This window comes from Gilvimarinus gilvus (assembly GCF_030518155.1).
Lineage (GTDB): Bacteria > Pseudomonadota > Gammaproteobacteria > Pseudomonadales > Cellvibrionaceae > Gilvimarinus > Gilvimarinus gilvus.
Window position 1 is genome coordinate 1 of record NZ_JAULRU010000102.1, and the last position, 540, is coordinate 540.

Sequence of the window (540 nt, forward strand, 5' to 3'; positions counted from 1 at the left end):
ATCACTCCTGCATAACGATCGGGTTTTCATTCCGGTCAAAAATCAGATAACGGGACAGGTCTTCACCCATTGCCAGACCGTTAGCCATCTTATTCAGGTAAGGGTCGGCATCTTCAGTCGTGGGCGCCATGCCATTCTCGCCTGCCAGGCCGGCAATAATAATGAAATTCCACTCTTTAGAAATATTATCCGCTTCAGCCACCAGCTGCGCGAAAGACCCAACCTCTTCGGGCAGTTTATCGACACACATGACCGGTTCAATCGTACCGCGCTGTTGTTTACGCTGCTTCTTCGGGTTTGATGACCCCCCTTCGGCCTTGGCAAACAACATCAATAGGCGTTGCGGTTCATCTTCTTTTGCTACCGCATCCTGCAAATCGGAAAACGTCGAAATCATCTCTTTCACCTCTGTTTATCTCTGTATTGCAGAATACTGCCTCTGCAAAACCCTGGCTTGATATATATCATCTCTAGCTCGGGAACCCAGAATTCATTGGAGGTATAGGCAACAATCAAAAACTAATCTTGATCATCTGCCCG

General features: G+C 47.8%; 1 protein-coding gene. It reads right to left on the bottom strand.

Translation table 11 applies throughout. The annotated features are described in order from the left end of the window. Nucleotide 1 precedes the first annotated feature (1 nt). Nucleotides 2–397 (bottom strand): ribonucleotide reductase subunit alpha, encoded by a 396-nt coding sequence (locus QWI17_RS00515; protein ID WP_302720541.1) that lies wholly within the window; start codon nucleotides 395–397, stop codon nucleotides 2–4. Nucleotides 398–540 lie beyond the last annotated feature (143 nt).